At 53.8% G+C, this 23418-nt stretch carries 22 protein-coding genes and 1 tRNA gene; 11 read left to right on the forward strand and 12 right to left on the reverse strand.

The genetic code is table 11. From position 1 onward, the window contains the following. Nucleotides 1-2: 2 nt before the first annotated feature. A complete protein-coding gene (locus EPD59_RS15825) occupies nucleotides 3-1088 on the reverse strand; it encodes a PhoH family protein (RefSeq protein ID WP_133273631.1) in 1086 nt (361 codons plus the stop codon). A 141-nt stretch (nucleotides 1089-1229) separates the two neighbouring features. On the opposite strand from EPD59_RS15825, the gene EPD59_RS15830 reads away from it, so the two are divergent. The 6 genes from EPD59_RS15830 to EPD59_RS21975 all read left to right on the forward strand — a co-directional run bounded on the left by EPD59_RS15830 (nucleotide 1230) and on the right by EPD59_RS21975 (nucleotide 4010). Further along, complete coding sequence (locus EPD59_RS15830) at nucleotides 1230-2003, forward strand: SAM hydrolase/SAM-dependent halogenase family protein (RefSeq protein WP_133273632.1); 774 nt, start codon at nucleotides 1230-1232, stop codon at nucleotides 2001-2003. Nucleotides 2004-2202: 199 nt separating this feature from the next. Next, the gene (locus EPD59_RS15835) at nucleotides 2203-2472 is read left to right on the forward strand and encodes a putative quinol monooxygenase (RefSeq protein WP_317128537.1); all 270 of its coding nucleotides are present in this window, start codon (nucleotides 2203-2205) and stop codon (nucleotides 2470-2472) included. Nucleotides 2473-2554: 82 nt separating this feature from the next. Then, nucleotides 2555-3088 (forward strand): Fe-S protein assembly co-chaperone HscB, encoded by a 534-nt coding sequence (hscB, locus tag EPD59_RS15840; protein ID WP_133273633.1) that lies wholly within the window; start codon nucleotides 2555-2557, stop codon nucleotides 3086-3088. Nucleotides 3089-3107: 19 nt separating this feature from the next. Then, nucleotides 3108-3189, forward strand: a tRNA-Leu gene (locus tag EPD59_RS15845). Between the two features lie 99 nt (nucleotides 3190-3288). Then, on the forward strand, nucleotides 3289-3663 hold the full coding sequence (locus tag EPD59_RS23300; RefSeq protein WP_205703429.1) for a YgjP-like metallopeptidase domain-containing protein: 375 nt from the start codon (nucleotides 3289-3291) through the stop codon (nucleotides 3661-3663). Next, nucleotides 3585-4010, forward strand: coding sequence for a M48 family metallopeptidase (locus EPD59_RS21975; RefSeq protein ID WP_205703430.1), 426 nt, complete (start codon nucleotides 3585-3587; stop codon nucleotides 4008-4010). Before EPD59_RS23300 ends, EPD59_RS21975 begins: the two co-directional genes overlap by 79 nt. Nucleotides 4011-4121: 111 nt before the next feature. Here EPD59_RS21975 and EPD59_RS15855 read toward each other — a convergent pair whose 3' ends face one another. The 7 genes from EPD59_RS15855 to EPD59_RS15875 all read right to left on the reverse strand — a co-directional run bounded on the left by EPD59_RS15855 (nucleotide 4122) and on the right by EPD59_RS15875 (nucleotide 11394). After that, nucleotides 4122-5336: an aminopeptidase gene (locus tag EPD59_RS15855; protein WP_133273634.1), complete on the reverse strand. Its 1215-nt coding sequence runs from the start codon at nucleotides 5334-5336 to the stop codon at nucleotides 4122-4124. A gap of 242 nt (nucleotides 5337-5578) precedes the next feature. Continuing rightward, the gene (locus EPD59_RS21670) at nucleotides 5579-5728 is read right to left on the reverse strand and encodes a hypothetical protein (protein ID WP_165963627.1); all 150 of its coding nucleotides are present in this window, start codon (nucleotides 5726-5728) and stop codon (nucleotides 5579-5581) included. Nucleotides 5729-5883: 155 nt separating this feature from the next. After that, nucleotides 5884-6732, reverse strand: a complete 849-nt coding sequence (locus EPD59_RS15860; protein WP_133273635.1) for an oxidoreductase — start codon at nucleotides 6730-6732, stop codon at nucleotides 5884-5886. Nucleotides 6733-6828: 96 nt separating this feature from the next. Continuing rightward, nucleotides 6829-7746: a DUF6929 family protein gene (locus EPD59_RS15865; protein ID WP_133273636.1), complete on the reverse strand. Its 918-nt coding sequence runs from the start codon at nucleotides 7744-7746 to the stop codon at nucleotides 6829-6831. A 154-nt stretch (nucleotides 7747-7900) separates the two neighbouring features. Continuing rightward, the gene (locus EPD59_RS15870; protein WP_165963628.1) at nucleotides 7901-9895 is read right to left on the reverse strand and encodes an RICIN domain-containing protein; all 1995 of its coding nucleotides are present in this window, start codon (nucleotides 9893-9895) and stop codon (nucleotides 7901-7903) included. 213 nt (nucleotides 9896-10108) lie between these two features. After that, complete coding sequence (locus EPD59_RS23305) at nucleotides 10109-10240, reverse strand: hypothetical protein (protein WP_262712904.1); 132 nt, start codon at nucleotides 10238-10240, stop codon at nucleotides 10109-10111. A gap of 479 nt (nucleotides 10241-10719) precedes the next feature. Next, nucleotides 10720-11394, reverse strand: coding sequence for a response regulator (locus EPD59_RS15875; protein ID WP_133273638.1), 675 nt, complete (start codon nucleotides 11392-11394; stop codon nucleotides 10720-10722). A gap of 400 nt (nucleotides 11395-11794) precedes the next feature. Here EPD59_RS15875 and gntA point away from each other — a divergent pair, with 400 nt between their 5' ends. Together gntA and EPD59_RS15885 are read left to right on the forward strand one after the other, a co-directional pair. Next, nucleotides 11795-12487, forward strand: coding sequence for a guanitoxin biosynthesis heme-dependent pre-guanitoxin N-hydroxylase GntA (gntA, locus tag EPD59_RS15880; RefSeq protein WP_133273639.1), 693 nt, complete (start codon nucleotides 11795-11797; stop codon nucleotides 12485-12487). Beyond that, on the forward strand, nucleotides 12456-13046 hold the full coding sequence (locus EPD59_RS15885) for a DUF1989 domain-containing protein (RefSeq protein ID WP_133273640.1): 591 nt from the start codon (nucleotides 12456-12458) through the stop codon (nucleotides 13044-13046). Before gntA ends, EPD59_RS15885 begins: the two co-directional genes overlap by 32 nt. A gap of 195 nt (nucleotides 13047-13241) precedes the next feature. Here EPD59_RS15885 and EPD59_RS15890 read toward each other — a convergent pair whose 3' ends face one another. The 3 genes from EPD59_RS15890 to EPD59_RS15900 all read right to left on the reverse strand — a co-directional run bounded on the left by EPD59_RS15890 (nucleotide 13242) and on the right by EPD59_RS15900 (nucleotide 19053). Then, the gene (locus tag EPD59_RS15890; RefSeq protein ID WP_133273641.1) at nucleotides 13242-14555 is read right to left on the reverse strand and encodes an amidohydrolase family protein; all 1314 of its coding nucleotides are present in this window, start codon (nucleotides 14553-14555) and stop codon (nucleotides 13242-13244) included. Between the two features lie 67 nt (nucleotides 14556-14622). Beyond that, on the reverse strand, nucleotides 14623-17676 hold the full coding sequence (locus tag EPD59_RS15895; RefSeq protein WP_133273642.1) for an amidohydrolase family protein: 3054 nt from the start codon (nucleotides 17674-17676) through the stop codon (nucleotides 14623-14625). Nucleotides 17677-17784: 108 nt separating this feature from the next. Continuing rightward, entirely contained in the window at nucleotides 17785-19053 is a 1269-nt protein-coding gene (locus EPD59_RS15900; RefSeq protein WP_133273643.1) for a dipeptidase, read from the reverse strand. Nucleotides 19054-19229: 176 nt separating this feature from the next. Between EPD59_RS15900 and EPD59_RS15905 the strand changes: the two genes are divergently transcribed. Next, nucleotides 19230-19448, forward strand: a complete 219-nt coding sequence (locus EPD59_RS15905; protein ID WP_205703431.1) for a hypervirulence associated TUDOR domain-containing protein — start codon at nucleotides 19230-19232, stop codon at nucleotides 19446-19448. A 73-nt stretch (nucleotides 19449-19521) separates the two neighbouring features. Here EPD59_RS15905 and EPD59_RS15910 read toward each other — a convergent pair whose 3' ends face one another. Then, nucleotides 19522-21105 (reverse strand): amino acid permease, encoded by a 1584-nt coding sequence (locus EPD59_RS15910; protein ID WP_133273645.1) that lies wholly within the window; start codon nucleotides 21103-21105, stop codon nucleotides 19522-19524. Between the two features lie 209 nt (nucleotides 21106-21314). Here EPD59_RS15910 and EPD59_RS15915 point away from each other — a divergent pair, with 209 nt between their 5' ends. Both EPD59_RS15915 and EPD59_RS15920 read left to right on the forward strand, forming a co-directional pair. Beyond that, complete coding sequence (locus EPD59_RS15915) at nucleotides 21315-21722, forward strand: multiple ligand-binding protein 1 (RefSeq protein ID WP_133273646.1); 408 nt, start codon at nucleotides 21315-21317, stop codon at nucleotides 21720-21722. A gap of 239 nt (nucleotides 21723-21961) precedes the next feature. Then, complete coding sequence (locus EPD59_RS15920; protein ID WP_317128384.1) at nucleotides 21962-23410, forward strand: MBL fold metallo-hydrolase; 1449 nt, start codon at nucleotides 21962-21964, stop codon at nucleotides 23408-23410. Nucleotides 23411-23418: the final 8 nt, after the last annotated feature.

A 23418-nucleotide genomic window follows, 5' to 3' on the forward strand; every position in this document is an offset into this window, starting at 1 on the left:
CTCTACATCTGCTGCTCGTGGTTGACGGGCAGGCTCGCATTATTGATAGGCGGAAAATCTGACTCAGGCCGCGAATCCGGGTGCGGGCGGTAGAGGTCGCGGGCGGGGCGGGTAGCCTGGTCGCGCTGCGTCTGTATATCGTAGCGGTCGTAGGCATACACTATTTCCTTCACTAGGCGGTGACGCACTACGTCCTCCGCGGTCATTTCCACGAAGCCAATACCGCGCACATCGCGCAGAATATCAAGTGCTTGTAGCAAACCTGATTTCTGCTTGGTGGGCAAGTCAATCTGACTACGGTCGCCGTTTACCATCACCTTCGCGGTCGGGCCCATCCGGGTCAAGAACATCTTGAGCTGAGAAGGCGTCGTATTCTGGGCTTCATCCAGCAGCACAAACGCATTGTTCAGCGTTCGGCCGCGCATGTAGGCTAAGGGAGCAATTTCGATGATCTTATTTTCCTGGTAGAACTTCAACTTTTCAGCCGGAATCATGTCCTCCAAGGCGTCATAAATTGGGCGCAGATACGGATCAACCTTCTCCTTCATATCGCCGGGCAAGAAGCCCAGACTTTCGCCGGCCTCTACTACGGGCCGCGAGATGATGATTTTCTTGACCTCTTTGTTCTTGAGCGCCCGAACGGCCAGCGCCACCGACACGTAGGTTTTGCCCGTACCAGCCGGCCCTAGCGCAAAGGTCAAATCGTGCTTCATGACCGTATCCACCAGCTTCTGCTGGTTGGGAGTTTTGGCCTTGATAACGCCACCTTTGGCCCCGAACACAATTACATCGGCTACGGAGGCTGTAGCGATAATGCGCTCTTGCTGCTCATCATCGGCGGCAGCAATGTACTCGGTCACGTTGCGGTCGGTGATGGCGCCGTACTGGTGGTAGTGCTCAATGAGCGATGACAAAATTTCGTTAATGCGGGCAATGACAGGCGTCTGGCCCTGGATTTTTATTTCGTTACCGCGGCTGATGATTTTGCTGCCGGGAAAAGCGGCCGCCAGCTGGCGTATGTTCTGGTTGTCGGGTCCGAGGAACTCGACGAGGGAGACATTTTCGAGGGTGATGATTTTCTCGACCAAATTATGAGTGCTTTAAGGCGAAGAAGAGGATAAAAAAACAAGCGGTAGGGCGTTGGTAGGAGCAAATGCCTACTTTTGCCGCCCCCACCCCAGCTTACAACGGGGTCAAACAATAGTACGAAGAACTCAGGATTTCCGGCAATGGGGTTGATTACGTTTCTGTCCGATTTTGGCTACCGCGACCATTACGTAGCCGCCGTGAAGGCGCGCCTACTGCAATTGGCCCCTACGCAGCCCGTAATGGACATTTCACATGCTATTGAACCCTTTAACATCGCGCACGCCCTACACGTTCTAAATGCGGTATTTCGTGATTTTCCGCGAGGCACAGTGCACTTGCTAGGTATCAATGATTACGGTGGAGCGCTGGGGCGGTGGCATGCCGTACAGTTTGAAGGTCATTATTTTCTGGCCGCCGATAACGGCCTGCTTACTCTGCTCACCGATGGCCGCCCGGCCGATGTCGTGCGCCTGCCCGCCCAGGATACGCCCTCTCCTACCCGCGATATTCTAGCGCCGGCCGCCGTTCATCTAGCCCAGGGCGGTTCACTCGAAGATCTTGGCCCTCTTACTACAGAGCTATATCAGCTGCTCAATCGTCAGCTGCGCATCCAGGATCACCGCATCACGGGCCACGTGGTGCATGTGGATCATTACGGCAACCTCATTACCAACATCACCCGCACCGCCATTGAAGCAGTAGGCCACGGCCGCGCCTGCGCCGTACATTTTGCTCGCGAAACCGTGCGCGAAATTGCCCCCCACTTTCAAGCTACCGCGCCTGGCGAAGCGGTGTGCATTTATAACAGCCAAGAAGTACTTTGCATTGGCATTAACCAAGGTAATGCAGCCGAATTGCTGGGACTCTATTTCGATTCGCAGGTAGATGTACGCTTTACACTTGACTCAAATTAAGTAATATTTAAGCGACTAAAAGCTAATAATAAACTCTAGCAAAAGGGCGATTTGAGCCTCCTAAGGCACATAATATTTTGTTTATATATTATGTTAAATTGAATCAGCCAACGTGTCATACTACAAAATGCCTTCCTTTGGGGGGCATTTCTTGTTTCTTAAAAAGCCATTCTCACCTATGCTTATCCGAATCGTGCGCATGACGTTTGCGTCAGAAAACATCCCTGCCTTTTTACAGCTTTTTCGGGCCACCGAAACTCGAATTCGCCAGATGCCGGGTTGTCAACATTTAGAGCTGTGGCAAGATGCTAATACGCCTCATATCTATTGCACCTATAGCCATTGGGAATCAGAGGAGGCGCTCAACGTTTATCGTAAGTCAGCGCTATTTGGCGAAGTTTGGCCAGCTACTAAGGCCTTGTTTGCAGCCCCAGCACAAGCCTTCTCCGTACATCCTGTTGCCCCATAGCCAGCTTGGGTAGGCCAATTATGGCTTCTCTTTGTTTCTAATGAATGAGCTAGGTTCAAGCCATTTCCCAACTCCGCAATTCATGACTGATTACTTTAAATTCTACGACTTACCCGAATCCTTTCAGCTGGATGAAGCTACTTTAAAACAGAAGTATTACGCCTTCAGCCGCGAGTTTCACCCCGATTTTCACGCTACTGCACCAGCGGAGCGTCAGCAGGAAATTCTGCATCTGGCCACTCAAAACACCAACGCCTACCGCACTCTCTCCGACCCCGATCAGCGCATGGCCTACATTCTTGGCCGCCATAATCTGCTGGAAGAAGGCAAACAGGAAATTCCTTCCGATTTTTTAATGGAGGTAATGGAGCTGAACGAACAGCTGATGGAGCTAGAGATGGAGCCCGATCCCAATGTGGTGGCGAGTGTTGAGAATGAGGTGAATGCCATAGCCGCAACCCTCGACGCGGGCATCGAGCCAGTACTCATTGGCTACCCCGGTTTGCCCCCCGATGTACGTCCCCAAGCCCTACAACAAGTGCGCACCTATTATTTGAAACGCCGATACTTGTTGCGTATTCGCGAAAGTCTAGCTAAGTTTGCCACCCGTTCCTGAGTCGTGGGAACGTAGTGAAGCCCAGATGGCGGAACCGGTAGACGCGTTGGTCTCAAACACCAATACCGCAAGGTGTGCCGGTTCGACTCCGGCTCTGGGTACAGAGTAGCAGAAACGAAAAGCCTGAGAAATCGAGAATCTGGAAACGGATGCGATTTTTCAGGCTTTTTGCATTCAGTGATTTAAAGCATTCACTCCGAATGGCACATATACACATCGATGGCCTACAAATAGAAGTAGTGCGCAAAAACATTCGCACACTACGCCTGACGGTATATGCCCCCGATGGCAAAGTACGCGTGGCAGCTCCATTGCGCATGGCTGCCAGTACCATCGAAGAATTTGTAATAGCCCGGCGAGTCTGGATTCTGAAGCACCAGGCAAAATTTGCGGCGCGTGAGCGGCCCGTGGCGCTTGCCTACGTATCGGGCGAGGCGCATTTTTTTCAAGGCAAGGCCTATCAACTGCAAGTACTCGAAGCGAAGGGCGGCCACGCGTGGCCATTCGGGATGAGCAGTTTCTGGAGTTATCCATACCACAAGACGCTTCTAAGGAGCAGCGCGAAAGCGTGCTAACAGCTTGGTATCGGGCGCGCTTGAAAGAGCAGTTGCCAGCGTTGCTTGCTAAGTGGGAGCCAGTTGTAGGAAAGCAAGCCACAGCTTGGGGTGTAAAGCAAATGAAAACGCGCTGGGGCACCTGTAATATTCAGGCAAAGCGCATCTGGCTCAATCTGGAGCTGATAAAACGCCCCCCACTCTGCTTGGAATACGTGGTAGTGCACGAGTTGGTGCACCTGCATGAGCGCTACCACAACGCCCGCTTTTGGGGATTTATGGACCAGTTTATGCCCGATTGGCGGACCTATAAGGCAGAGTTGAGCCAAGTAACGCTGGGCGTTGCAGCGGGTTCAGATGCGGATTAAAGGTGCTTTACGTGGGAGTTAAGGTATTCTAGTCTCAATACAATCGGCTAATACTAAAAGCCCCACATCCTCAGCTAGAGGGTGTGGGGCTTCGAACGGCAATTGACTACCTTACTTCTGCATTTTCTTGCCTCCGGAGGCGGCTTTGGCCGTAGTCGGCGACACGAGTTGGCCGTTGCGGACAATTACTTGGCCGTCCACTTCCACTGTCGCGTTGGCGATGGCGAGATTAATGCCAGTGCCACCCTTGTTTTGCCCGCCCTGCAGTTCATTGCCTCCAGCACCTACTAGCACCATACCCGCAGCCGTAGCCGGGGTATAGCCTTTCTGCTCCTGCACCTTCATGGCCGGGTTCAAGCCGATTGAAAAATAGCCGAGCTTCATCAGGCTAGCATCATTCAGCGCCAACCACTTCTGAAAATCTTCGTCCCCCACTTCAGCCTTCGCGTTCGTCATCTGCCCACCTTTAAACTCAGCCTTGAAGCCTTGAAACGGTTTGCCATTCCACGTGCTGGGGGAGGCCACTAACCGGCCCGTGCCGGAGGTCTCCTGGCAGGTACCATAGATCCGTCCCCCAGGCAGGGCCACCGTGCGGTTCAGAATCATCTTTTCCTGCTGATCGGCGGCGGTTAGCACGCCATCGTCAACAAACATCGGGCGAGCAGCAAGCTGAAAGGTCAGGTCTGTGCCCGAGGGAGAGGTAATATGGACTTTTTTACCTGTCGCTAGCAACTGTTTGATTTGTTGCGCTTGGACTGAAATGGCCGCATAATCAGTGCCAATACCCGCCCAAACCATCTGTTCATAGCTCGCGTAGTCCATCTGTTGATTCGCCGCAAAGCTCTTACTAGGGAAGGTTACCGAGACACCCCGCAATTTGGTGGCATCCAGCTTTTGGTTTACGCCGGCTTCGGCCGCCACTTTACTGAATTTGGCTTGGCGTTCCGGCGTTGTACCTGCGAGTACAGCTTTGGTGTCTTCTACACCAGGTAGGGAGATGAGGACATCAGCCCCTAATAGCCAGTTACTGGATTTCGAGGCTTGAATCGCTGATTCTGGCATTTCTACGCTAGTGGCACGGGCTACTTTGTCCGTATTCAGCAGCATATTCGGCTGTCCCCCCGCACGAGCTACTTCCACTGCAATAGCTTCCATCAGCGGCAGGGTATGCTTACCGCCCGTAATCATTACCAGCTCCCCAGGCTTGACGCCAGCAGAGGTGTTGACGATTTGCTTGGCGATCTGCTCATAGTTTTGCCCGAAGACAGGACTAGCCAGCAATAGCAGGCCGAGTAGCCCACTGGTTTGGAGGTAACGATTTTTCATGCTAATGGGAATTGGGGTGAGGGGTATATGGATAAAAAAGAAAAATCTGGGCAGCCACAGCCGTCCCAGACCTTTGGTAATGAACAGTAAATTGGTAACGCGTAAAAGCAACTGTTTTTTAATATTACATATAATATTTATAACTATCTCTATATAAATAAGGAAACTACTTTAATCATTTTATCATTGCCCCTTTCTTCATAGCTGTGGCGCTTTTCTATATATAATTGGTAGCCAAATAATTAATACGAGCCTTGTTCAATGGCTTTTCTGGCCAGTTGTTGTCCCATATCAACTGATGCTACTAAAGTGGAAAAATCGCCTTTTAGCGTGTCTTGTTGATTAAGTGCAGCGACAAAAAGTCTCTTCAAAAAGAGCGCGCCAGTTGGCATAGGTAGCGTATGCGCCCGCTGCCCATAACTCAAAAAATATCTAACCCGAGAGCAATTGAAGCAAATACGAAATACTAGCTTCCAATGCTTTTGAGCAATGCAAAAAGCCCGGAAGCTGGTTGCTCCCGGGCTTTTTGCATTGCTTGTATATAATATTAAGCGCCTTCTGGAAAGTCGGCTGAATTACCAATTTCAGCTACCTCTTCTAGCTCCTTGACCAAACCGGTAAATTTGTCGCGGGCACCTTTCACGGCTGCTTTGCCTAGGGGCAGGTGCAGCGGCGGGTTCTCCTGGCGCACGAGGTCATACATGATTTGGGAGGCGCGGTCGGGGTCGCCAGGCTGGCGGCCGCTGTAGCTCTGAATGCCTTTGAGGTTTTCGCCAACCGTGGCTCGGTAGTCCTCAATCTGAGTATCGACGAAGCTGGCGGAACGGCCGGCCCAGTCGGTGCGGAAGCCGCTGGGCTCAATGTTGGTCACTTTTATTCCCAACGGCCCTACCTGCTGAGCCAGGCTTTCGCCAATAGCTTCAAGCGCAAACTTCGAGGCATTATAAACCCCTACGCCAGGGAAGGTTTTTAGCCCCCCAATGCTGGTGATATTGATTACGTGGCCGCTTTTGCGTTCGCGCAAGTGAGGCAACACGGCTCGTAGGACATGCAGCGGGCCGAATACATTCACGTCGAATTGGCGGTGAACTTCCTCGGCGGTAATTTCCTCGATGCTGCCCAGGGAGCCGTAACCCGCGTTATTCACAATCACGTCGAGGTGGCCGAGAGCTTGCACAGCGTCAGCGACAGCCTGTTTTACCTCAGCTTCATTTGTCACGTCGCAGACGAAGCCGCGGCCATTATCGCCGGCTTTTTGGGTGAACTCGTCGGCTTGTTGCTGTTGGCGGAAGGTGGCGGCTACTTTGTCGCCTTTTTGTAAAAGCAATTCGGCCAGCGAAGCACCGAAGCCCGTGCTTACGCCCGTGATAAACCAGTTTTTAGTGGTGGTTGGCATTGTTCAGATAAACAAGAATGGATACTTAACGACCGAAATAAGTACGGCCGGATTTTTTAACTACGAATCCTGCCTTAGGGTTTAGGCAATTGGTCGCTAAGCCTCCAATTCCACGAGCACGGCGGTGGAGCCGCCTGCATCATCGTCGGTGACGAGCAGCAATTCGTAGCGTTGGGGGGCAATTTCTCGGCGCACGGTTATGCTTTCTACCTTGCCGCGGTAGGGTTGGCCATTGGGTATAATCAGTTGGGTGAAGCGCGTCTGTAGAGGTCGGTCGGAACGCTGCGCCAGGTCCAGCATGCCTACGAAGCTGCCTAGCACTTCACCATCGGCTACGGGGTCGCTGGTATCTTCTACGGAGGCCGTTACAAACAGCTTGCCCTTGTGCGTAGTGGCTCCGGAGAAGCCAGCTGGTATCTTTGCGATGCTAGGCAATTGATAAAACTGCGTTTGAATACTCGGCAGCTGGCTCGAACGATGCTGAATGAAGTCTAATGCCTGTTGCAAAGGCAGCCGAAATAACAGATTTCCCGCGCCCGAGCCCACGGTGCGTTGAAAAAGCAGCAGCTCTGTAGTGGTGGCGGCCGCAGCCTCCAGATTCAACACGACGCTCTTAGGCAAGGCCTTACGAAGTGCAGTATATAAAGTACTCAGAGACAGAGGATATACTGCCGCTCCGGCACCCGCTTGCTTGGGCAGCGTCACCCAGAATCCCTTCTCCCGCTCCGCTGTAGCTCCCGACCCACACACGAGCAGGGCCGTGTCGCCGCCGGCTGCGGGTACGGCTGTTAGGCACTCCAAGTCAGGCTTAAGGTTTTTGGGCAAACGGCCGGAGCTAAAATGCACCGTTTCGAAGAGGGTGATACGGCCGTTAGGCTTAAGGGCCCGGGCATCGAAACAATAGAGAAAAGGCGAATCGTCGCCGATGATATAGGCCGTGTCGCCAACCACTTCTACCCCTGACGCCGAGGGCAGGTCGGGCAAATCAAACTGGCGCAGAATGGTTGCTTTCATGTGATAAGCTGCACTGGCTAACGTTGTTCTCGCGCTAACATACGTACACGCGCCGCTGGGGGGCATTTTTGGTACGCAATAGCCAACGTATCCCCTACTCTACCGACGCATACACATCAGTATAATAAGCTAGAAACCTAGTTGAAAATCGAGTTTACTCCTTGGTAATAGTAAACTCCACGCGCCGATTCAGGCGGCGGGTTTCTTCACGCTCATTGCTGGCGCGCGGTTTCGTGCCGCCGTACCCTACGGTGCTGATTCGATCCTCGGCCACGCCGCGACTTACGAGGTAGCGCTTCACTTCCGTCACCCTATCCTCCGACAGCTTTTGGTTAAGAGCCGCATTCCCTTGGTTATCGGTGTGGCCTTCCAGACGAATATTTACCGTGGGATTATCGGTGAGAGTGCCGGCCAAACGATTCAGCTCCGCGTAAGATGCTCCGAGCAGATTGTATTTGCCCTGGGCAAAAATTAGCGTTGGCAACTCAAGTCGTGAGCCGACTCCAGCGGGCACCAAAAGGAGGTTGCGGGTGAGCGGTGCCGTAACGGTAAGCGTGTCCGTAGCCGTCAGGAACCCTCCGCTTACCGCCGATAGCCGGTAGCGGCCGGGCGGCAACGTAAACTGATAGGTGCCCGTGCCGGCCTCTACGCGCGAGGTGGCATTGTACGAGAAATTGCCCCCTAGACTCGCAATTTTCACCTCGGCGGCTACCGCCTGCTGGGTTTTGGCATTGATAACGCGGCCCGTAAGCAGTGCCCGTGGTGGGGCCACAGCAAAGGTTGGTGCAGGCACCGTTTCCACCACCGAGTCGGGAGGCACTACGCCAACCTCTACCCGGAATAAGTCGGCAGGGCCGTTAGCCGTGCGGGACGCGGCGTAGTATGCCTGTTTGCCGTCGGGCGTGAGGCTGAAATATGCATCGAAGCCCGGCCCATTGAGCGTGGGCCCTAAGTTGCGCGGCTCACTCCACTTGGTCCAGGAGTCATCGAGGCGGGTGCTGGCGAAGATGTCGGCGCTGCCGTAGCCCCCGTGGCCCCAAGAAGAGAAATACAGGGTTTTGCCATCGGGAGAAAGCCAGGGGGCAAATTCAAAGCCCGGCGAGTTCACTACGTCGCCTAGGTTGCGCGGCTCTGACCACGAGCCTTTGCCCGCCGGCTGGCTGATATAAATATCGTTGCCGCCGTAGCCTTCAGGCCGCTCCAAAGAGAGCAGCAGAACCTTCTCGTCGTTCGTTTGAAAAAAAGTAGTGGCTGTACCGGTGGAGTAATAGTTGATAATATCCAGCTGCTCAGTACGGTTGCCATTTTTGCCCCCCACATTACGAGCAGCCCGCGAAATACCATCATCGTGGAAGGTACCGTCGCGCTCGTAGTAGCCGCGCACCAATAGATAATAACCATCCTTTACTACGGCCATCACGCCGTTGTGCTGGGGCGTATTGAGCCCATCGAAGCGTGTGGCCGGGTTCCAGGTGCGGCCCTGATCCACGGAGCGGCTCATCCAGATATCTCCCGATTCGGCGTTGCCTTCCATATTGCCGGCAAACTTGGTGCGCACAAAAAACAAGGTCGAGTTATCGGGCGCCAGTACGGGTTGCAGTTCATTGCCAGATGTGTTCAGGGTATTCAAGGCCTGGGGTGGTCCAAAGCCGGGTAAGCTGGCATCCACATTCAGACGAAGCTTGAATAAGCGCCATTGCTGGGTAGCTCGGTTGGCGGGCTTCTGCGAAACCACGGGAGTTCCGTTCGCCTTATCGGCTGAGGCTACAGAGATGCAACGATCGTTGCCCTTACTAATGAGTTGCAGGCTGCCCGCCGGCCCGCCCGGCACCAAGCGCCACTGCTGGTACAGGCTGCCCGTATAGGGCCGCTGCACTAGGGGGGCATTTTCATCGGGTTTATCTACAGTCAGGCATTTACCGCTTTGGCGACCTTCAATCCGAAAATAGTCGCTGCCGGGCATCACGCGCACAAAGCGCCACTGCTGGCTAGGGGCGTGGGTAAACTCCCACTGCACCATGGCCGCTCCCGACTCAAGCGAGGAATTGGCTACGTCCAGCGACCGGCCGCTACCACGGGCGGCAATGCCATAGTAAGCCTTCTCATCAGGAATAAAAGGCGTGTTTTGGGCGAAAAGTGGGCCTGCCATAGCGAAGGCCAGTAAAAAGAGCAGAAAGCGAAGCGGCGAAGGGAGCATGCACGCGATTAAATGGACTGGGCTGCAAGTTAGCGTAAATCTGAACTGCTTAGTCCCAAACGAGAACCGCCGCTCTTGCCTAGGGCAAGAGCGGCGGTTGATAATGATAAGTGTAGCTATAAGAAATATCGATAAGATTAACGTTACCTAAGCATAAAGCAGTAATTAGCTAATAGCATTGTTGATGTACTTGAAGCGAACGAACCGGTCGTTCTCATAAATAGCTGCGAAGTGGCCAGTTGGAGCGGCAGTGCTCTTGGCTTCTACCTTGCGCTCTGCAGACCGAGAGGTAGGCATAGTTGGAACTGATGGATACGACCCAGGCATCATTCCGGGAGCGTGGCAAATGAAGGAAAGGATCTTGGACGGCATGGTAAGTTTGCTTTATAGTGTGAAATTTTGGTGTGTAGAGATTGTAGGGAAAGTGATACCTCTGGTGAAAAGAACAAGTTCTATTTCTGTGTTTGCCAACTATGAAGATTGAAACATCTTTTTGAACGATGCTAAGGTAGCCTATTTAATATCCAAATGTAAATGCGTATTTCCCCGTAATTTTATGTCTGGGGCAGTACGTAACCTGACATCCGTACTAGCCCGGATACTACCTACGAATAGTGCATTTAAAGCTTAATTAAAGGCTTTATTGATTCGGATAAATCTCACCCTCAGTCCGTAACCTAAAATGATTCTTGATCGTAGGACCGGCAACTTTGCCCAAAACGCATAAAAAAAGCCCCCACAAACTGTAGAGGCTAAGAGTATGCAGAAAGTTGCATTTACTGTATAAGCTTATAGCGAAGCGCGTAGCGAATTAAGCCAATAATCGACTTAGAGTTGGTCTTGGTTAAGATATTCTTGCGATGCGTTTCCACCGTTCGTTCGCTGATGAACAGCTTTTCAGCAATGTGATGATTGGAGTACTCTTTACTGATTAGCTCGAGCACCTCCCGCTCCCGTTGGGTCAGGGGCACAGGGGCACCTACTGTAGGAGTTGGCCTCAGAGTAGCAAGCTCCATATTTTGCAGCAGCATTGAGCCTACCTCCGGGCTAAAGTATGTGTGGCCCGAAGCCACTTGCTCAATAGCATGGATTAGCTCATCCGGGCCCAAACTCTTGAGCATGTAGCCACAGCCGCCAGCGTTAAGCACGTCGGTGACGGATGCTTGGTCAAAGAACATGCTCAGCGCCACGATGCGCAGATTCTCGTTGACTTCACGCGCCGCCCGAATAAACTCCAGCCCTGACATTTGAGGCATACTCAGGTCGGTGAGTACTACCCGCACTTCTGGGTGCTTAAGTAGCAACTGCAGCGCATCAGCCCCCCGATTTGCTTCGGCTACCACCCGGATATTGGGCTTTGATTTCAACAGTGTCTTCACGCCCTCAATCACCATTTGGTGATCATCAAGCACCAACACAGCAATGAAACCGTCGGCTACTGGCTCGTTCATATGGCGCAAATTATCAAGCAGAATAATCTACGCAGCTGCTATCCACCGCAGATTGCAACATGCCCAGATAAATTTTCATCAACAGCATTTAGAAATATACGTTAAATCTTCTTGTATGATAGTTTCTAGTGTATCGTATCAAGTGCTTTAAAGGCGCAACTGACCCTAGCTTAAAATAGAAACTACCAGCGTCGCTGCGGTTTTCTTTGAACTCCAAACCTAACGAAACAAAAATAAAAAAAGGCCTTTTTTACTGCGTAAAAGCGTTTTTAACAAAATAAACGCTACTGTTCTGTTTAACTTTTTCTCGCAAAAAGCTCAACCTTCCAAATAATCTACTCGTTAACGAAAGTCAGGATTTTAATTATTCCGCACGCTCCGTTTCACTTGAGTAGCTTATATGCTTGATACTGAATATAATATTATATCATCGGAATACTTCGATTTTATAAATAACAAAGAATTCCCATGTGTAGCTGCTAAGACTGCCCTTACCTGGAATCAGATAAAGTGCTTGGTAGTAGATCATATGGCCTGCCCCAAGGACGACGCAGCCATTCTGCAATTCATTTATGACTTTGTGGATGAATACCGGCAGTCGACTAAGCTATACCACAGCTTGGCCATCATTTTCAAAGGGCCTGAAAACCCCAACGAAGCTCAGTTTGAAGAGTTTCTGTGGCAGCGCTTACAGGCCTTATCCAACCTAGATGCGCAGCGCTATGGTTACGACAAGCGTGTAGTGTCTGACCCCAACTCCCCCGATTTCAGCTTTAGCCTAAAGGAAGAAGCCTTTTTTATCATTGGTTTGCATCCTGGTAGTAGCCGGCTGGCACGCCGGTTTAAGTATCCAACGCTGGTATTTAATGCCCACGCACAGTTTGAGCAGATTCGGGCGAACAGCCGCTATGACGGTTTGCGCAACACTATTCGCACCCGCGATGTGGCGTTTTCCGGCTCAATCAACCCGATGTTGGAAGATTACGGCCAAGCATCCGAAGTGTACCAATACAGTGGCAAGGTGTACGACCAAGCCTGGAAATGCCCTTTTTTAAGTCAACATGCAGCAGCTAACCATCATACCGCCGCGTAGCGGTACTTCCTTCCTAGTAAAAAAGGGCCAGCGCCTACGAGTGGTCGACATCCAGGGCGAACAAGTGGCTGATTTTGTGTGCTATAACTTGGAGGATAAGGCCGAATACCTTTCTTCCGGTCGCACCATTGATTACGCCGAAACCATCTTCCTGACCAAAGGACACCCTTTCTATTCCAACCGCAGCAACGTCATGTTCGACATGGTGGAGGATACAGTGGGCCGCCACGACTTTCTGCTTACGCCCTGTAGCGCCGATACATTCCGCATTATCTATGGGCACCAGCAGCCACACCGCGGCTGTTTTGGTAACCTCAGCGCGGCTCTCGCGGAGCATGGTATCAGCCCCGATGCCATTCCCATTTGCTTTAACATCTTCATGCACGTAACCGTGGATGGCAATACCGGCAAGGTAGATGTGCTCCCGCCTAAAAGCAAAGCTGGTGATTATGTGGTACTTGAGGCTAAAATGGATTTGCTGGTAGGATTAACCGCCTGCTCAGCAGAAATGTCGAACAACTACGCCTTCAAGCCCATTGGCTATCAAATCGAAGGTTGATGTAGCTGCCTCTACCATCCAATCTTTCTAATAAGACGGTCATGCAGAGGCGGAGCCGAAGCATCTCGCGTGCTGACGTCTGATTACCACTCTCACTAAACACGCGAGATGCTTCGGCTCCGCCTCTGCATGACATTGACTAAAAAAGCCCCCAGAAATCTTCTGTGGGGCTTTTTTAGTCAATGTCATGCTTCTCTACTTCACTCCTACTGGCATACCATACTTGCCCCGAAACTTCCGGTTCAGATACACCTGCTTATTCTCTGGGCTGAAAGCGCGGCCATCGATGTAGGCATGAGTAATGTTGTTCGTGCGCATGTCCAGCAGGTCGCCGGTGCTCACGACTAGCGTGGCGCTTTTGCCGTTTTCGAGGCTACCGTAGTCTTTATCAATACCTAGGATGCGGGCCGGGCTCAGCGTAACAGCCGTAACAGCCTGCTCTTGCGTGAGGCCGTGGCCGGCGGCAGTACCGGCAATAAAGGCTAGGTTGCGGGAGCCGGCTGTTTCCATACTGCCTTCATAATCAAGGCAAAAACGGATGCCCGCTTGTTGCAACATATGCGGCAATTTGTAGGGCAGGTCGTAGTCGTCGCCGGGGCGGCGGGGCAGCGCGTGCGTGCGTGACAGGACAACGGCAATGTCGTGCTGCTTCAGGAAGTCGAGCATCATCCACGCATCGCGGGCACCAATAACGGCTACTTTCTGCACCCCTAAGCGCTTGGCGAAGCTTACTGCTTCTATAATCTCCTTACCGTAATCGGCATGGATGAACAGCGTTTTGGAGCCATCAAAAATGCCCCCCAACGCGGAGAGGCGAAGGTTTTCGCGGCGACTAGAAGGCAAATTCTTATAAGCAGCCGCTTCCGTGAACATTACCTCCAGCTCGCGCAGCTGCGTCTGACGCTCCTTGATGCGCCTTTCCACTGCTTTCTCGTCCTCCGCTGGGCTCAGCTTCAGAATCATCTGCGGCCAGTTCAGGTGCATGCCATCGTCGGCGCGTACAGCGGCGTCCTGCCAATTCCAGGCATCAAGCTGCACGATGCTGCTTTGGCCGGAAAGCATGCCGCCACGAGGCGTAATCTGGGCCAGCAGCACGCCATTGGTGCGCACCGTCGGGATGATGTCGGAGTCGGTGTTGTAGGCAATAAGCGAACGCACGTTGGGGTTCATCGTGCCCACTTCCTGCTCATCTACCGTTGCCCGAATCGACTCAGTTTCGGTAAGACCTAGGGTAGTGTTTGGCAAAATCAGACCAGGATAAATTTCCTGGCCCTTTACGTCAACTACCTCGTAGCCTTCGCGTTGGGTAAAGCCATTTTGCGCGCCAGCATACGTTATGCGGCCCTTATCGAAGGCCACGGCCGCGTTGGGCACCACGGTGCCGTTGCCTACGTGCAAATTGCCCCCCACCAGCAGAATGGGTCGCCCTTGGGCCGGAGCGGGCATCGGAACCTGCGCCGCCGCCGATACGGCAGTAAGCAGGCTTAAAGAAAGAAGTATATGCTTCATGATTGAGTTTCTATGGGTTTGTAATGCAGTTCACTTCCCCTTGCGAGGACGAGAATGGCTTTACTTTTTACTTATCCAATTCCTTCTCCTCCCCTACCGAGTCGCAGTGAAAATGGCCCGTTGCTTTAGCTATCGGCGTTTGAGTAGGCGCGCCGCCTTTCTTGGCAGCCAGCATTTTCTGCACGATGCGCAGGCGCTCTTTCTCCATTTCCTGGCGCATCACCTTATCCGATTCAATGTCAAACATCTGGCGGCCATCAACGAAGGTGCGCTCCGCGTGAGCATAAATGCTGAGCGGATGAGCGCTCCACAGCACCACATCGGCGTCTTTGCCTTCCTTGATGCTACCCATCTTATTGTCGACATGCAGCATTTTGGCCGGATTAATCGTGACCAGCTTCATGGCTTCCTCTTCCGACAAGGCGCCGTATTTCACCGTCTTAGCAGCCTCCTGATTGAGGCGGCGGCTCATCTCAGCATCATCCGAGTTGATGGCAACCGTGAGGCCAGCGTCGTGCATGATAGCGGCGTTGTAAGGAATGGCGTCGCGCACCTCGTTTTTATAGCCCCACCAGTCGGCGAAGGTGCTGGCAGCAGCGCCGTGCGCCTTCATTTTATCGGCCACTTTGTAGCCTTCCAGAATGTGCGTGAAGGTGTTCACTTTGAAGCCCAAGCGGTCGGCTACGTTGATGAGCATGTTGATTTCGCTCTGCACGTAGCTGTGGCAGGTAATAAAACGCTTGTTATTCAGGATTTCAACCAGCGCATCAAGTTCTAGGTCGCGGCGCGGGGCTTCGGCTTTCTTCTGCTTGCCTTTGCTGAGCTTGTTGTAAGCGGCCCACTCCTTTTCGTACTCCCTTGCTCGCGTGAAGGCATCGACAAACACCTGCTCCACGCCCATGCGCGACTGCGGAAAGCGCAGCACGTTGGCCTCGCCCGCGTTCGACTGCTTCACGTTTTCACCCAAAGCAAACTTGATAAACCCGTCAGCGCCCGCCACTTTCAAATCCTCGGGAGCACCGCCCCAGCGAATCTTGATAAGTTGCGACTGGCCTCCGATGGGGTTCGCCGAGCCGTGTAGCAATTGAGCCGCCGTTACGCCGCCCGCTAGGTCGCGGTACAGATCTATATCCTCGGGGTCGAGCACGTCACCAATGCGCACCTCCGAGGTAACCGCCTGTGTGCCTTCGTTTACGCCACCGATTACGGCGATGTGCGAATGCTCGTCGATGATGCCGGGCGTGAGGTGCTTGCCTGTGCCATCAATTACGCGGGCATCCTTAGCCGACAAATTCTTGCCGACTTTGGAAATTTTGCCCCCCACCAGCAATACGTCGGTGCCTTCCAGCTTACCAGCGGCTTCGCTGGTCCACACGGTGGCGTTTTTGATTAACACGGTTTCCTGCTGAGGCATTGCCGCGCGCCCGTAGGCCGCAAACGGATACAGCATAGAACCGAGTTGAATGGGTTCAGGCGCTTTAGCCGAGTCGCGCTTGGCAGCTTGGCTGGCTACCTCCTGGCGCTTCGCCGACCACTTCACGAGCGTCGCATCGGGCAGTTGTCCATCGCCCTGAAACTGACGGGTTTCGGGCGTGAAGTAGCCACTTAGGCGCACGGAGGTAGTTTTGTCTTTGGGCGTGGGGTTGTACACGATGGTAGCCAACTCACCCTGCACCGAAATTGCCCCCCGGACCGTGTCTTTGGGTGCCAAAGCTATTTTCAACTCCGGCGCTTCAGGCTTACCTGCTAACCGCATTTGCATGGCAGGGCGATTGCCTACCTGCAATGTATACACGCCGCGGTAGTCGGCAGGCAGGTTGCTGAGCTGGTAGCGTTCGCCCTGCACCCAGTTGTCGAGCATCACGTTATCCTCGGCAAACAACCGATTCGAGCAGACCAGGAAATTGGCCGTCAGGCCCGGCTTCAAGCTGCCTACTTTGTCCTGGGCTTTGATTAGCTCGGCGGGCGTAGCAGTAAGGGCACGCAGGGCTTGCTCTTCGCTCAGACCATATTGGATGGCCTTGCGCAGGTTGGGCAGAAACTTCTTTTTGTCTTTTAGATCAGTAGCTGACAACGCAATGGGTACGCCGGCTTTAGCAAGCAAAGCTGCGTTGGCGGGGGCCATTTCCCAATGCTTCAGATCTTCCAACGGAATGCGTGAGGCGTCATACACGTCGTCCACGTTATAAGCATCCGGGAAGTTAAGGTTGAGGATAAATGGGGCGCCGGTGGCTTTAATGTCGGCGATGCGCTGGTACTCGTCGCCGCGGCCTTTGATGATGAATTGCGTTTTGAACTCATCGCCTAGTTTGTCGGCCCGCAGGGCGTTCAGCTTGTCGCTCACCTCAAAAAACTGGGGCAAACGGCGCTGCTCCTGAAATGCGCGCAACGACAGGTTCTGCTCTTTGGTGGGGTTGCGCTGATTCCATTCGGCGTCCAGATACGTTTGGCGCAGCAGCGCGATGCTGCCCATCAACGAGCCGGGATAATTCTGGGTGCTGGTGCCTTTGTTAAAGGAAAATCCAGCAGCAGCTCTGTCAGTAAGGATAACCTCGTTTTCGCGGCGGCCGGTGGTAGCCAGCGTTACGAGCGCCGCGGTACCGCGGGCAATACCGTCGGGCTGCTGCGTGAGCACCGCCCCAAAGCCCATCTTACGATATGCATCGGCCTGTTCTTCGTTCAGTCGGAAGTCACTGGCCGCGTCGGTTTCGGGGTGCACGGCTTGGTTCCAGTCGTAGGCACCACCTTTTTTGCTTTCGAACTGTGGCGGCGGCCGGCGAGCGGTTCGTTCCGCTGGCTTTACTTCGGGCAAGCCGTAGCTAGCGGCCAAATCCACGAAGCCAGGGTAGATGTACTTGCCTTTCAAGTCTTGCACCACGGCGCCGGCCGGAATCTTCACGTTGTTGCCCACCGCTTCTACCTTGCCATCCCGAATCAGGAGCGTAGCGTCGGTGAGCTTGGTTTTGTAATCGGTGAAAATAGTGGCGTGGGTGAAGGCGTACAAGCCCGGTCGCTGGTCGTACACGCCGTTGCGGGGGAATGTGCTGGTTTGAGCGTAGGCGCCGAGGCTACTCAGGACCAGCCCACCCACCAGTCCCAATCGAGGAATAGAAGTATGCATTAAGGTTTTGGGTTAGGTAAAGAACGAAAGAAGTATGCGCGCCAACCTTGCAGTCGGCATCAGATCAAATGTAGAAATAAGCCCTGCTACGGACCAGTAATTCATGCACTAAGGTTTAGAGGTGGAAGCCGTAGCCGGGCGGCTTTTGCCTTTCTCAACTGCTCTCATCACCCGAAATAGGTTGCCGCTCCAAATCTTGGCAAGGTCGCGGCGCGAGTAGCCCCGTCGCAGTAGCTCCTCCGTCAAAGCGGGCAAGTCGCCTACATCGCGCAGGCCGGTCAGCACGCTGCCGCCATCAAAGTCGGAGCCGATGCCTACGTGATCGATGCCGGCGACTTTCACGGCGTGGTCAATTTGGTTGGCGGCATCCTGGACGGTAGCCAATGGCACCGGAAATTGCTTTTGTAATTGACGCAGCTCAGCTAAAGCCTCTTTCTGCGATTCGGTAGGCAAGCCGTACACATTCAACGATGTTTTGATTTGCCATTTAGCGAAGAAAGCCTGCTCAGCCGCCACTCGCTCGGGGCTTTTGGCTTCCGTCTTTACATAAGGCCCGTAAAAATTAATCTGAATTACTCCACCATTCCGAGCCAAGGCGCGCAGCATTTCGTCGGAGAGGTTGCGAGGCACATCGGCCAAGGCGCGGCAGCTGGAGTGAGAGGCAATGACTGGCACGCGTGATAGCCGCAGCACATCGTAGAAAGTCGAGTCGGAGGTGTGCGATACATCGACCATCATGCCTAGGCGGTTCATCTCAGATACCACCTGCTCCCCAAACGGACTCAGACCCTGATATTCAGGGCCTTTAGGGTCGGTGGCGGAGTCGCATATTTCGTTGTTGGATGAGTGGCACAGTGTGAGGTAGCGCACTCCCTGATTGTAGTAGGCTTGCACCTTGTTTAAATCGCGGCCGACGGGAAAGCCATTTTCCATTCCAATAAAAATGGCCCGCTTGCCAGCTTTGCCCAAGGCTAGCGCTTCGGCAGGTGTAGTAGCCATAGCTAACTCCGCAGGATGAGCTTGCACGGCCTTTTCAATACCCGAAAACATTGCCTGCGCCTGCTGCTGGGCTACTGCCGTGCCTTCCTCGTTGCGCGGCCCTTGCCCCATATACACCACCCAGAAAGCGGCGTCGAGGCCACCCCGGCGCATTTTGGGCAAATCAACCTGGGCAGAGTCGGGGTTATTATCTTTCGTCAGGTCAAAGCGAGGGTTCAGCAGATTCTCATTAGGTGTGTCTTCGTGGCTATCCACTGTATAAAGCCGCTCGTGCAGTTTGCGGGCCTTGGCTTGCTGCTTCGTGACAGTTTGGGCGTAAGCTGGGTCGCCAATCATCGTAACAAAGAAGAGCAGCGCGGCTACGTAACTTTTGGGCATAAAGTATGGCTAGTGGTACAAGACTGGCGGCCTAAAGTACTCATTTGAAGCTGCTAAGCCATAGGCCGATTGCGCCGCATTATCCTAGCACGCTTCGCAACAATGTGCTGACTACCTGAGTACACGGTTTATAGCAAACATAGCAGTACGTATCAAGCACTAAGCTCCTAATTCCCATGCGCAAAGGCACCACCGTTACCTGGAAATATGGCACTGGCACGGCCAGCGGCAAAATCGAGGAAGTCCACAAGGAATCCGTCACTAAAAAGATCAAAGGCAGCGACATTACCCGCAACGGCACCGCCGAGAACCCCGCTTTCGTGATTGTGCAGGAAAACGGCGACAAAGTGGTGAAGCTGCAAAGCGAAGTAACCGCTGCCACCAAGAAGAAATAACCTATTCTCTGGTTGACCGCACAAAAAAGCCCCCAGAACAACTCTGGGGGCTTTTTTGTGCTCAAAATCGATACTACAAATTGTCTTTGTCGGGCTCGATAAAGGCTTGTTCTTCCATCTCAACCGGCACTACTACAATGCCTTGTTGCAGCTTGCTATTGCGCTTGCCATAGATAAAGTACACAATGAAACCGAGCAGCATCCAGCCCATTGCCACTTTCAAAGTGAACGCATCGAGGGCGGCAATCATGCCTAAGCAGACTACGATACCCATAATTGGCACGAAGGGGAACGCGGGCGACGACAGCGGCGAACGGAACGGGCGGTGCTGCTGCGGGTCGGTGCGACGCATGATCCACACGCCAGCCGACACCAGCACGAAAGCCAGCAGCGTACCGAAAGAGGTCAGGTCACCGGCCAAAGAGCCGGGTACGAAGGCAGCAAAAGCACCCACAAACACCAGCAACGCTAGGTTTGACTTGTAAGGCGTGCGGAACTTAGGGTGTAACTCCGAGAAGGCTTTTGGCATCAGGCCGTCATTTGCCATCGAGAAAAACACGCGGCTTTGGCCCATGAGCATTACCAGAATAACCGAAGAGAATCCGGCCAGAATAGCCACCGTTACGGCCGTAGCCAGCCACTCGAAGCCGGGCATGTGCGCCGAAATAGCGTAGGTTACGGAAGCCTCACCGCCCAGAGCTGGGTCGGCAAATTCGCGCCAGTTGGCAACGCCCGTCAGCACGTGGCCGAAGAGAATGTACAGAACAGTACACACCGCCAACGAGCCCAGAATACCGATTGGCATGTCGCGCTTAGGGTTTTTAGCTTCCTGCGCAGCCGTACTTACAGCATCGAAACCGATGAAGGCAAAGAACACGATGGCCGCGCCGCCCAATACGCCGCCCCAGCCATGCTTATTCCAAGCTGTGTACTCGCGCACGACAGTGCCCGCCGCGTTTTTCACTGGCTCGGCGTTCTCAGGAATCAGGTAAGGCGTGTGGTTAGCTGGGTCGATAAACTGCCAGCCTACAGCAATGAATATCAGAACGATAGCCACTTTCACTACCACGATGATAGCATTGAAAGCTGCCGACTCTTGCGTGCCTTTGATAAGTAGCAGCGATAACGCCACGATAACCAACAAGGCTGGCAGGTTGATGAGTCCGTGCTGCGTTACGCCATCCACCACGGCGCTTTCGAAGGGCGAGTGGCTTAAGTTGTAGGGTATACTGGTGCCAAAGACTTCCAAGAGCTTATTCAGGTACTCGCTCCAGGCAATAGATACCGTAGCGGCACCCAAGGCGTACTCCATAATCAGCGCCCAACCGATAATCCAGGCGACAAACTCGCCCATGGTGGTGTAGGCATACGTGTAAGCCGAGCCAGCGATGGGGATCATCGCGGCGAACTCGGCGTAGCACAAGCCTGCGAAAGCGCAGCCAATGGCAGCCACGATGAAGGCCAGCGTAACGCCCGGACCGGAAGCCTGGGCCGCCGCCGCCGCTGTGCGCACAAACAGGCCAGCTCCGATGATGGCCCCGATGCCCAGTGCCATCAGATTTAAGGCGCCGAGGGTACGCTTCAGCGTGCCTTCGCCGGAACTATTAGCTTCTCCCAGCAGCTGAGCCAGGGGTTTTTTGGCGAAAATGTTTGCCATAAAGGAAGAAAAGAGGAGAAATAGAAGGTGAGAATTGGAGTGAAAAGAGGCAATAGCGGCCCCTAAATAGCGGCTGCGTGGCCCGAATATAGGCGATATTCCGGTTCAGGCGGCGCCAACAGGTATAATCTGCTCTTGGCTTGGGGCCATTAAACCTTGGAATGGCATCTGCATCCAAGCATCAAATTTCACCCACAGACTCACTTCCCATGAAAAAGATGCTCATCCTGTTCGCCGCTTTCACTTTGACTGCTGGCGCTGCATTCGCCCAAACTCCAGCCGCCAAGCCAGCCCAGGGCCGTGCCCAACGCGGTCAGATGGCCAATAAAACCCCAGAGCAGCGCGCCGAAGCTCGGGCCGCTAACTTATCCAAGTCGTTGGGCCTGAGCGCTGAGCAAACGGCGAAAGTACGGCAATTGAACTTGGCGCAGGCCAAGGAGATGGATGCCGTGCGTGCCAAGAATGTCGAAAACCGCCAGAAAGCCAAAGCCGCCCGCGACCGGCACGATGCCCAGCTCAAATCTATCCTGACGGCCGACCAATACGCCAAGTACGAGCAGCAGCGCACCGAGCGCATGGCCAACCGCAAAGGCGGCAGAATGAAAGCCCGCGGCTAAACGCCCCGAGCAGTAGCAAAAAGCCCCCAGCCGAGTGGCTGGGGGCTTTTTTATGTGAAGTCCAAGCGATGCGCATTGGGTGCGATGAAGCCGGCACGTTCACAGTGAAGCGCATATGGCCGAAGCTCTGCACTTAATTTAACCAAGTATTCGCTTGACAATCATTTGCTTGATGAGTAAACTTAGGTTGGTTTTTCGCAGTTTCTGTTAGAGAAGGCTGCGCCTTCTTATATTTGAAAATGAGCGCTGGTCTAGCCGCCGGCCGCCTCTCCGTTACGGAAGGCGTTGCCTCGCCACCACAACCTACCACCATGAGCCCTTTGCCCAGTAGTACCGGGTCGGTACAGATTCAACAGTTTTATGATAAGGGCCTTGCCCACGCTAGCTACATTATCCGCTCCGGCCGCTACATGGCCATTATCGACCCAGCCCGCGATCCGCAACCTTACTACGATTTCGCCGACGAGCACGACGCTAGCATCGTAGCCATTATTGAGACCCACCCGCACGCCGACTTCGTTTCCTCCCACCTCGAAATAGCCGAGGAAACCGACGCCACTATTTATTGCAGCAAGCTGGTAAAAGCCCTCTATCCGCACCAGCCCTTCGACGACGGCGACCGCATCACGCTTGGCACCGTTGAGCTGCACGCACTGAACACGCCTGGCCACTCACCCGACAGTATTTCTATTCTGCTGATTGATGAGCTGGGCCAAACCCGCGCCGTATTCACCGGCGACACCCTTTTCGTGGGTGATGTAGGCCGCCCCGACTTACGCGAGGAAGAAGCCGTAGGCGGCCACAAGCGCGAAGAGCTAGCCGGCCTGCTTTACCAAAGCACCCGTCAGAAGCTGATGACGTTGCCCCCCACTACGCGCGTTTATCCGGCCCACGGCCCCGGTTCACTCTGCGGCAAAACTACCAGCACCGATCTGGACAGCAGCATTGGTAAAGAGCTAAAAACCAATTACGCCCTGCAGCCGATGTCGCAGGAGGAGTTTATTAAAGTACTGCTTGAGGATCAGCCTTTTGTACCTAAGTATTTTGGGCACGATGTAGTGCTGAACCGCTTGGGCGCTCAGCCGTTTGAGGATAGCGTGCGGGCCGTACCGCGCGTACATTCGGCTTCTGAGTTGGTGCCCAGCACGCTGATTATTGACACCCGGCCGGCTGCTCAGTTTCGTGCTGGTCACTTGCCGGGAGCTATTAATCTGATGGACGGGGGCAAATTTGAAACCTGGCTCGGCTCAATTGTCGGTCCAAAGGAGAAGTTCTACCTGCTGGCCGACACGCAGATTGCGCTGGATGCCGTGATTCGCAAAGCGGCTAAGATTGGCTACGAAACCAATATTGCAGGCGCACTCCTCACTCCTGCTCAACTACCGGCCAACAGTCCCGACCTCGACGTTGCCCGCGTGCGCGAGCGGCCTGAAGACTTTACCATCGTAGACATTCGCAACCGCGCCGAAACCCAGCAGCCTATTTTCCCGGAAGCGCTGAAAATTCCGCTGCCGGAGCTCCGCGAACGAGCCTACGAAGTGCCCACCGACAAGCCAATTCTGGTGCACTGCGCCGGCGGTTACCGCTCGGCGGCGGGCAGCAGTATATTGCAAGTGGCCCTGCCTCAAGCAGAGGTATTTGACTTAGGTGAAGCCGTGACAGAGTTTCAGTCGCAGGCCGTGCATTAGTCGAGCTT

The organism is Hymenobacter radiodurans (assembly GCF_004355185.1).
Lineage (GTDB): Bacteria > Bacteroidota > Bacteroidia > Cytophagales > Hymenobacteraceae > Hymenobacter > Hymenobacter radiodurans.

Bases quoted from the DNA above. Each gene is read 5' to 3' on its own strand.
- EPD59_RS15830 (WP_133273632.1), top strand. From the start codon at position 1,230: ATGGGGTTGATTACGTTTCTGTCCGATTTTGGCTACCGCGACCATTAC.
- EPD59_RS15835 (WP_317128537.1), top strand. From the start codon at position 2,203: ATGACGTTTGCGTCAGAAAACATCCCTGCCTTTTTACAGCTTTTTCGG.
- hscB (WP_133273633.1), top strand. From the start codon at position 2,555: ATGACTGATTACTTTAAATTCTACGACTTACCCGAATCCTTTCAGCTG.
- EPD59_RS23300 (WP_205703429.1), top strand. From the start codon at position 3,289: ATGGCACATATACACATCGATGGCCTACAAATAGAAGTAGTGCGCAAA.
- EPD59_RS15855 (WP_133273634.1), bottom strand. From the start codon at position 5,336: ATGAAAAATCGTTACCTCCAAACCAGTGGGCTACTCGGCCTGCTATTG.
- EPD59_RS21670 (WP_165963627.1), bottom strand. From the start codon at position 5,728: ATGCCAACTGGCGCGCTCTTTTTGAAGAGACTTTTTGTCGCTGCACTT.
- EPD59_RS15860 (WP_133273635.1), bottom strand. From the start codon at position 6,732: ATGCCAACCACCACTAAAAACTGGTTTATCACGGGCGTAAGCACGGGC.
- EPD59_RS15865 (WP_133273636.1), bottom strand. From the start codon at position 7,746: ATGAAAGCAACCATTCTGCGCCAGTTTGATTTGCCCGACCTGCCCTCG.
- EPD59_RS15870 (WP_165963628.1), bottom strand. From the start codon at position 9,895: ATGGCAGGCCCACTTTTCGCCCAAAACACGCCTTTTATTCCTGATGAG.
- EPD59_RS23305 (WP_262712904.1), bottom strand. From the start codon at position 10,240: ATGCCTACCTCTCGGTCTGCAGAGCGCAAGGTAGAAGCCAAGAGCACT.
- EPD59_RS15875 (WP_133273638.1), bottom strand. From the start codon at position 11,394: ATGAACGAGCCAGTAGCCGACGGTTTCATTGCTGTGTTGGTGCTTGAT.
- gntA (WP_133273639.1), top strand. From the start codon at position 11,795: ATGCTTGATACTGAATATAATATTATATCATCGGAATACTTCGATTTT.
- EPD59_RS15885 (WP_133273640.1), top strand. From the start codon at position 12,456: ATGCAGCAGCTAACCATCATACCGCCGCGTAGCGGTACTTCCTTCCTA.
- EPD59_RS15890 (WP_133273641.1), bottom strand. From the start codon at position 14,555: ATGAAGCATATACTTCTTTCTTTAAGCCTGCTTACTGCCGTATCGGCG.
- EPD59_RS15895 (WP_133273642.1), bottom strand. From the start codon at position 17,676: ATGCATACTTCTATTCCTCGATTGGGACTGGTGGGTGGGCTGGTCCTG.
- EPD59_RS15900 (WP_133273643.1), bottom strand. From the start codon at position 19,053: ATGCCCAAAAGTTACGTAGCCGCGCTGCTCTTCTTTGTTACGATGATT.
- EPD59_RS15905 (WP_205703431.1), top strand. From the start codon at position 19,230: ATGCGCAAAGGCACCACCGTTACCTGGAAATATGGCACTGGCACGGCC.
- EPD59_RS15910 (WP_133273645.1), bottom strand. From the start codon at position 21,105: ATGGCAAACATTTTCGCCAAAAAACCCCTGGCTCAGCTGCTGGGAGAA.
- EPD59_RS15915 (WP_133273646.1), top strand. From the start codon at position 21,315: ATGAAAAAGATGCTCATCCTGTTCGCCGCTTTCACTTTGACTGCTGGC.
- EPD59_RS15920 (WP_317128384.1), top strand. From the start codon at position 21,962: ATGAGCGCTGGTCTAGCCGCCGGCCGCCTCTCCGTTACGGAAGGCGTT.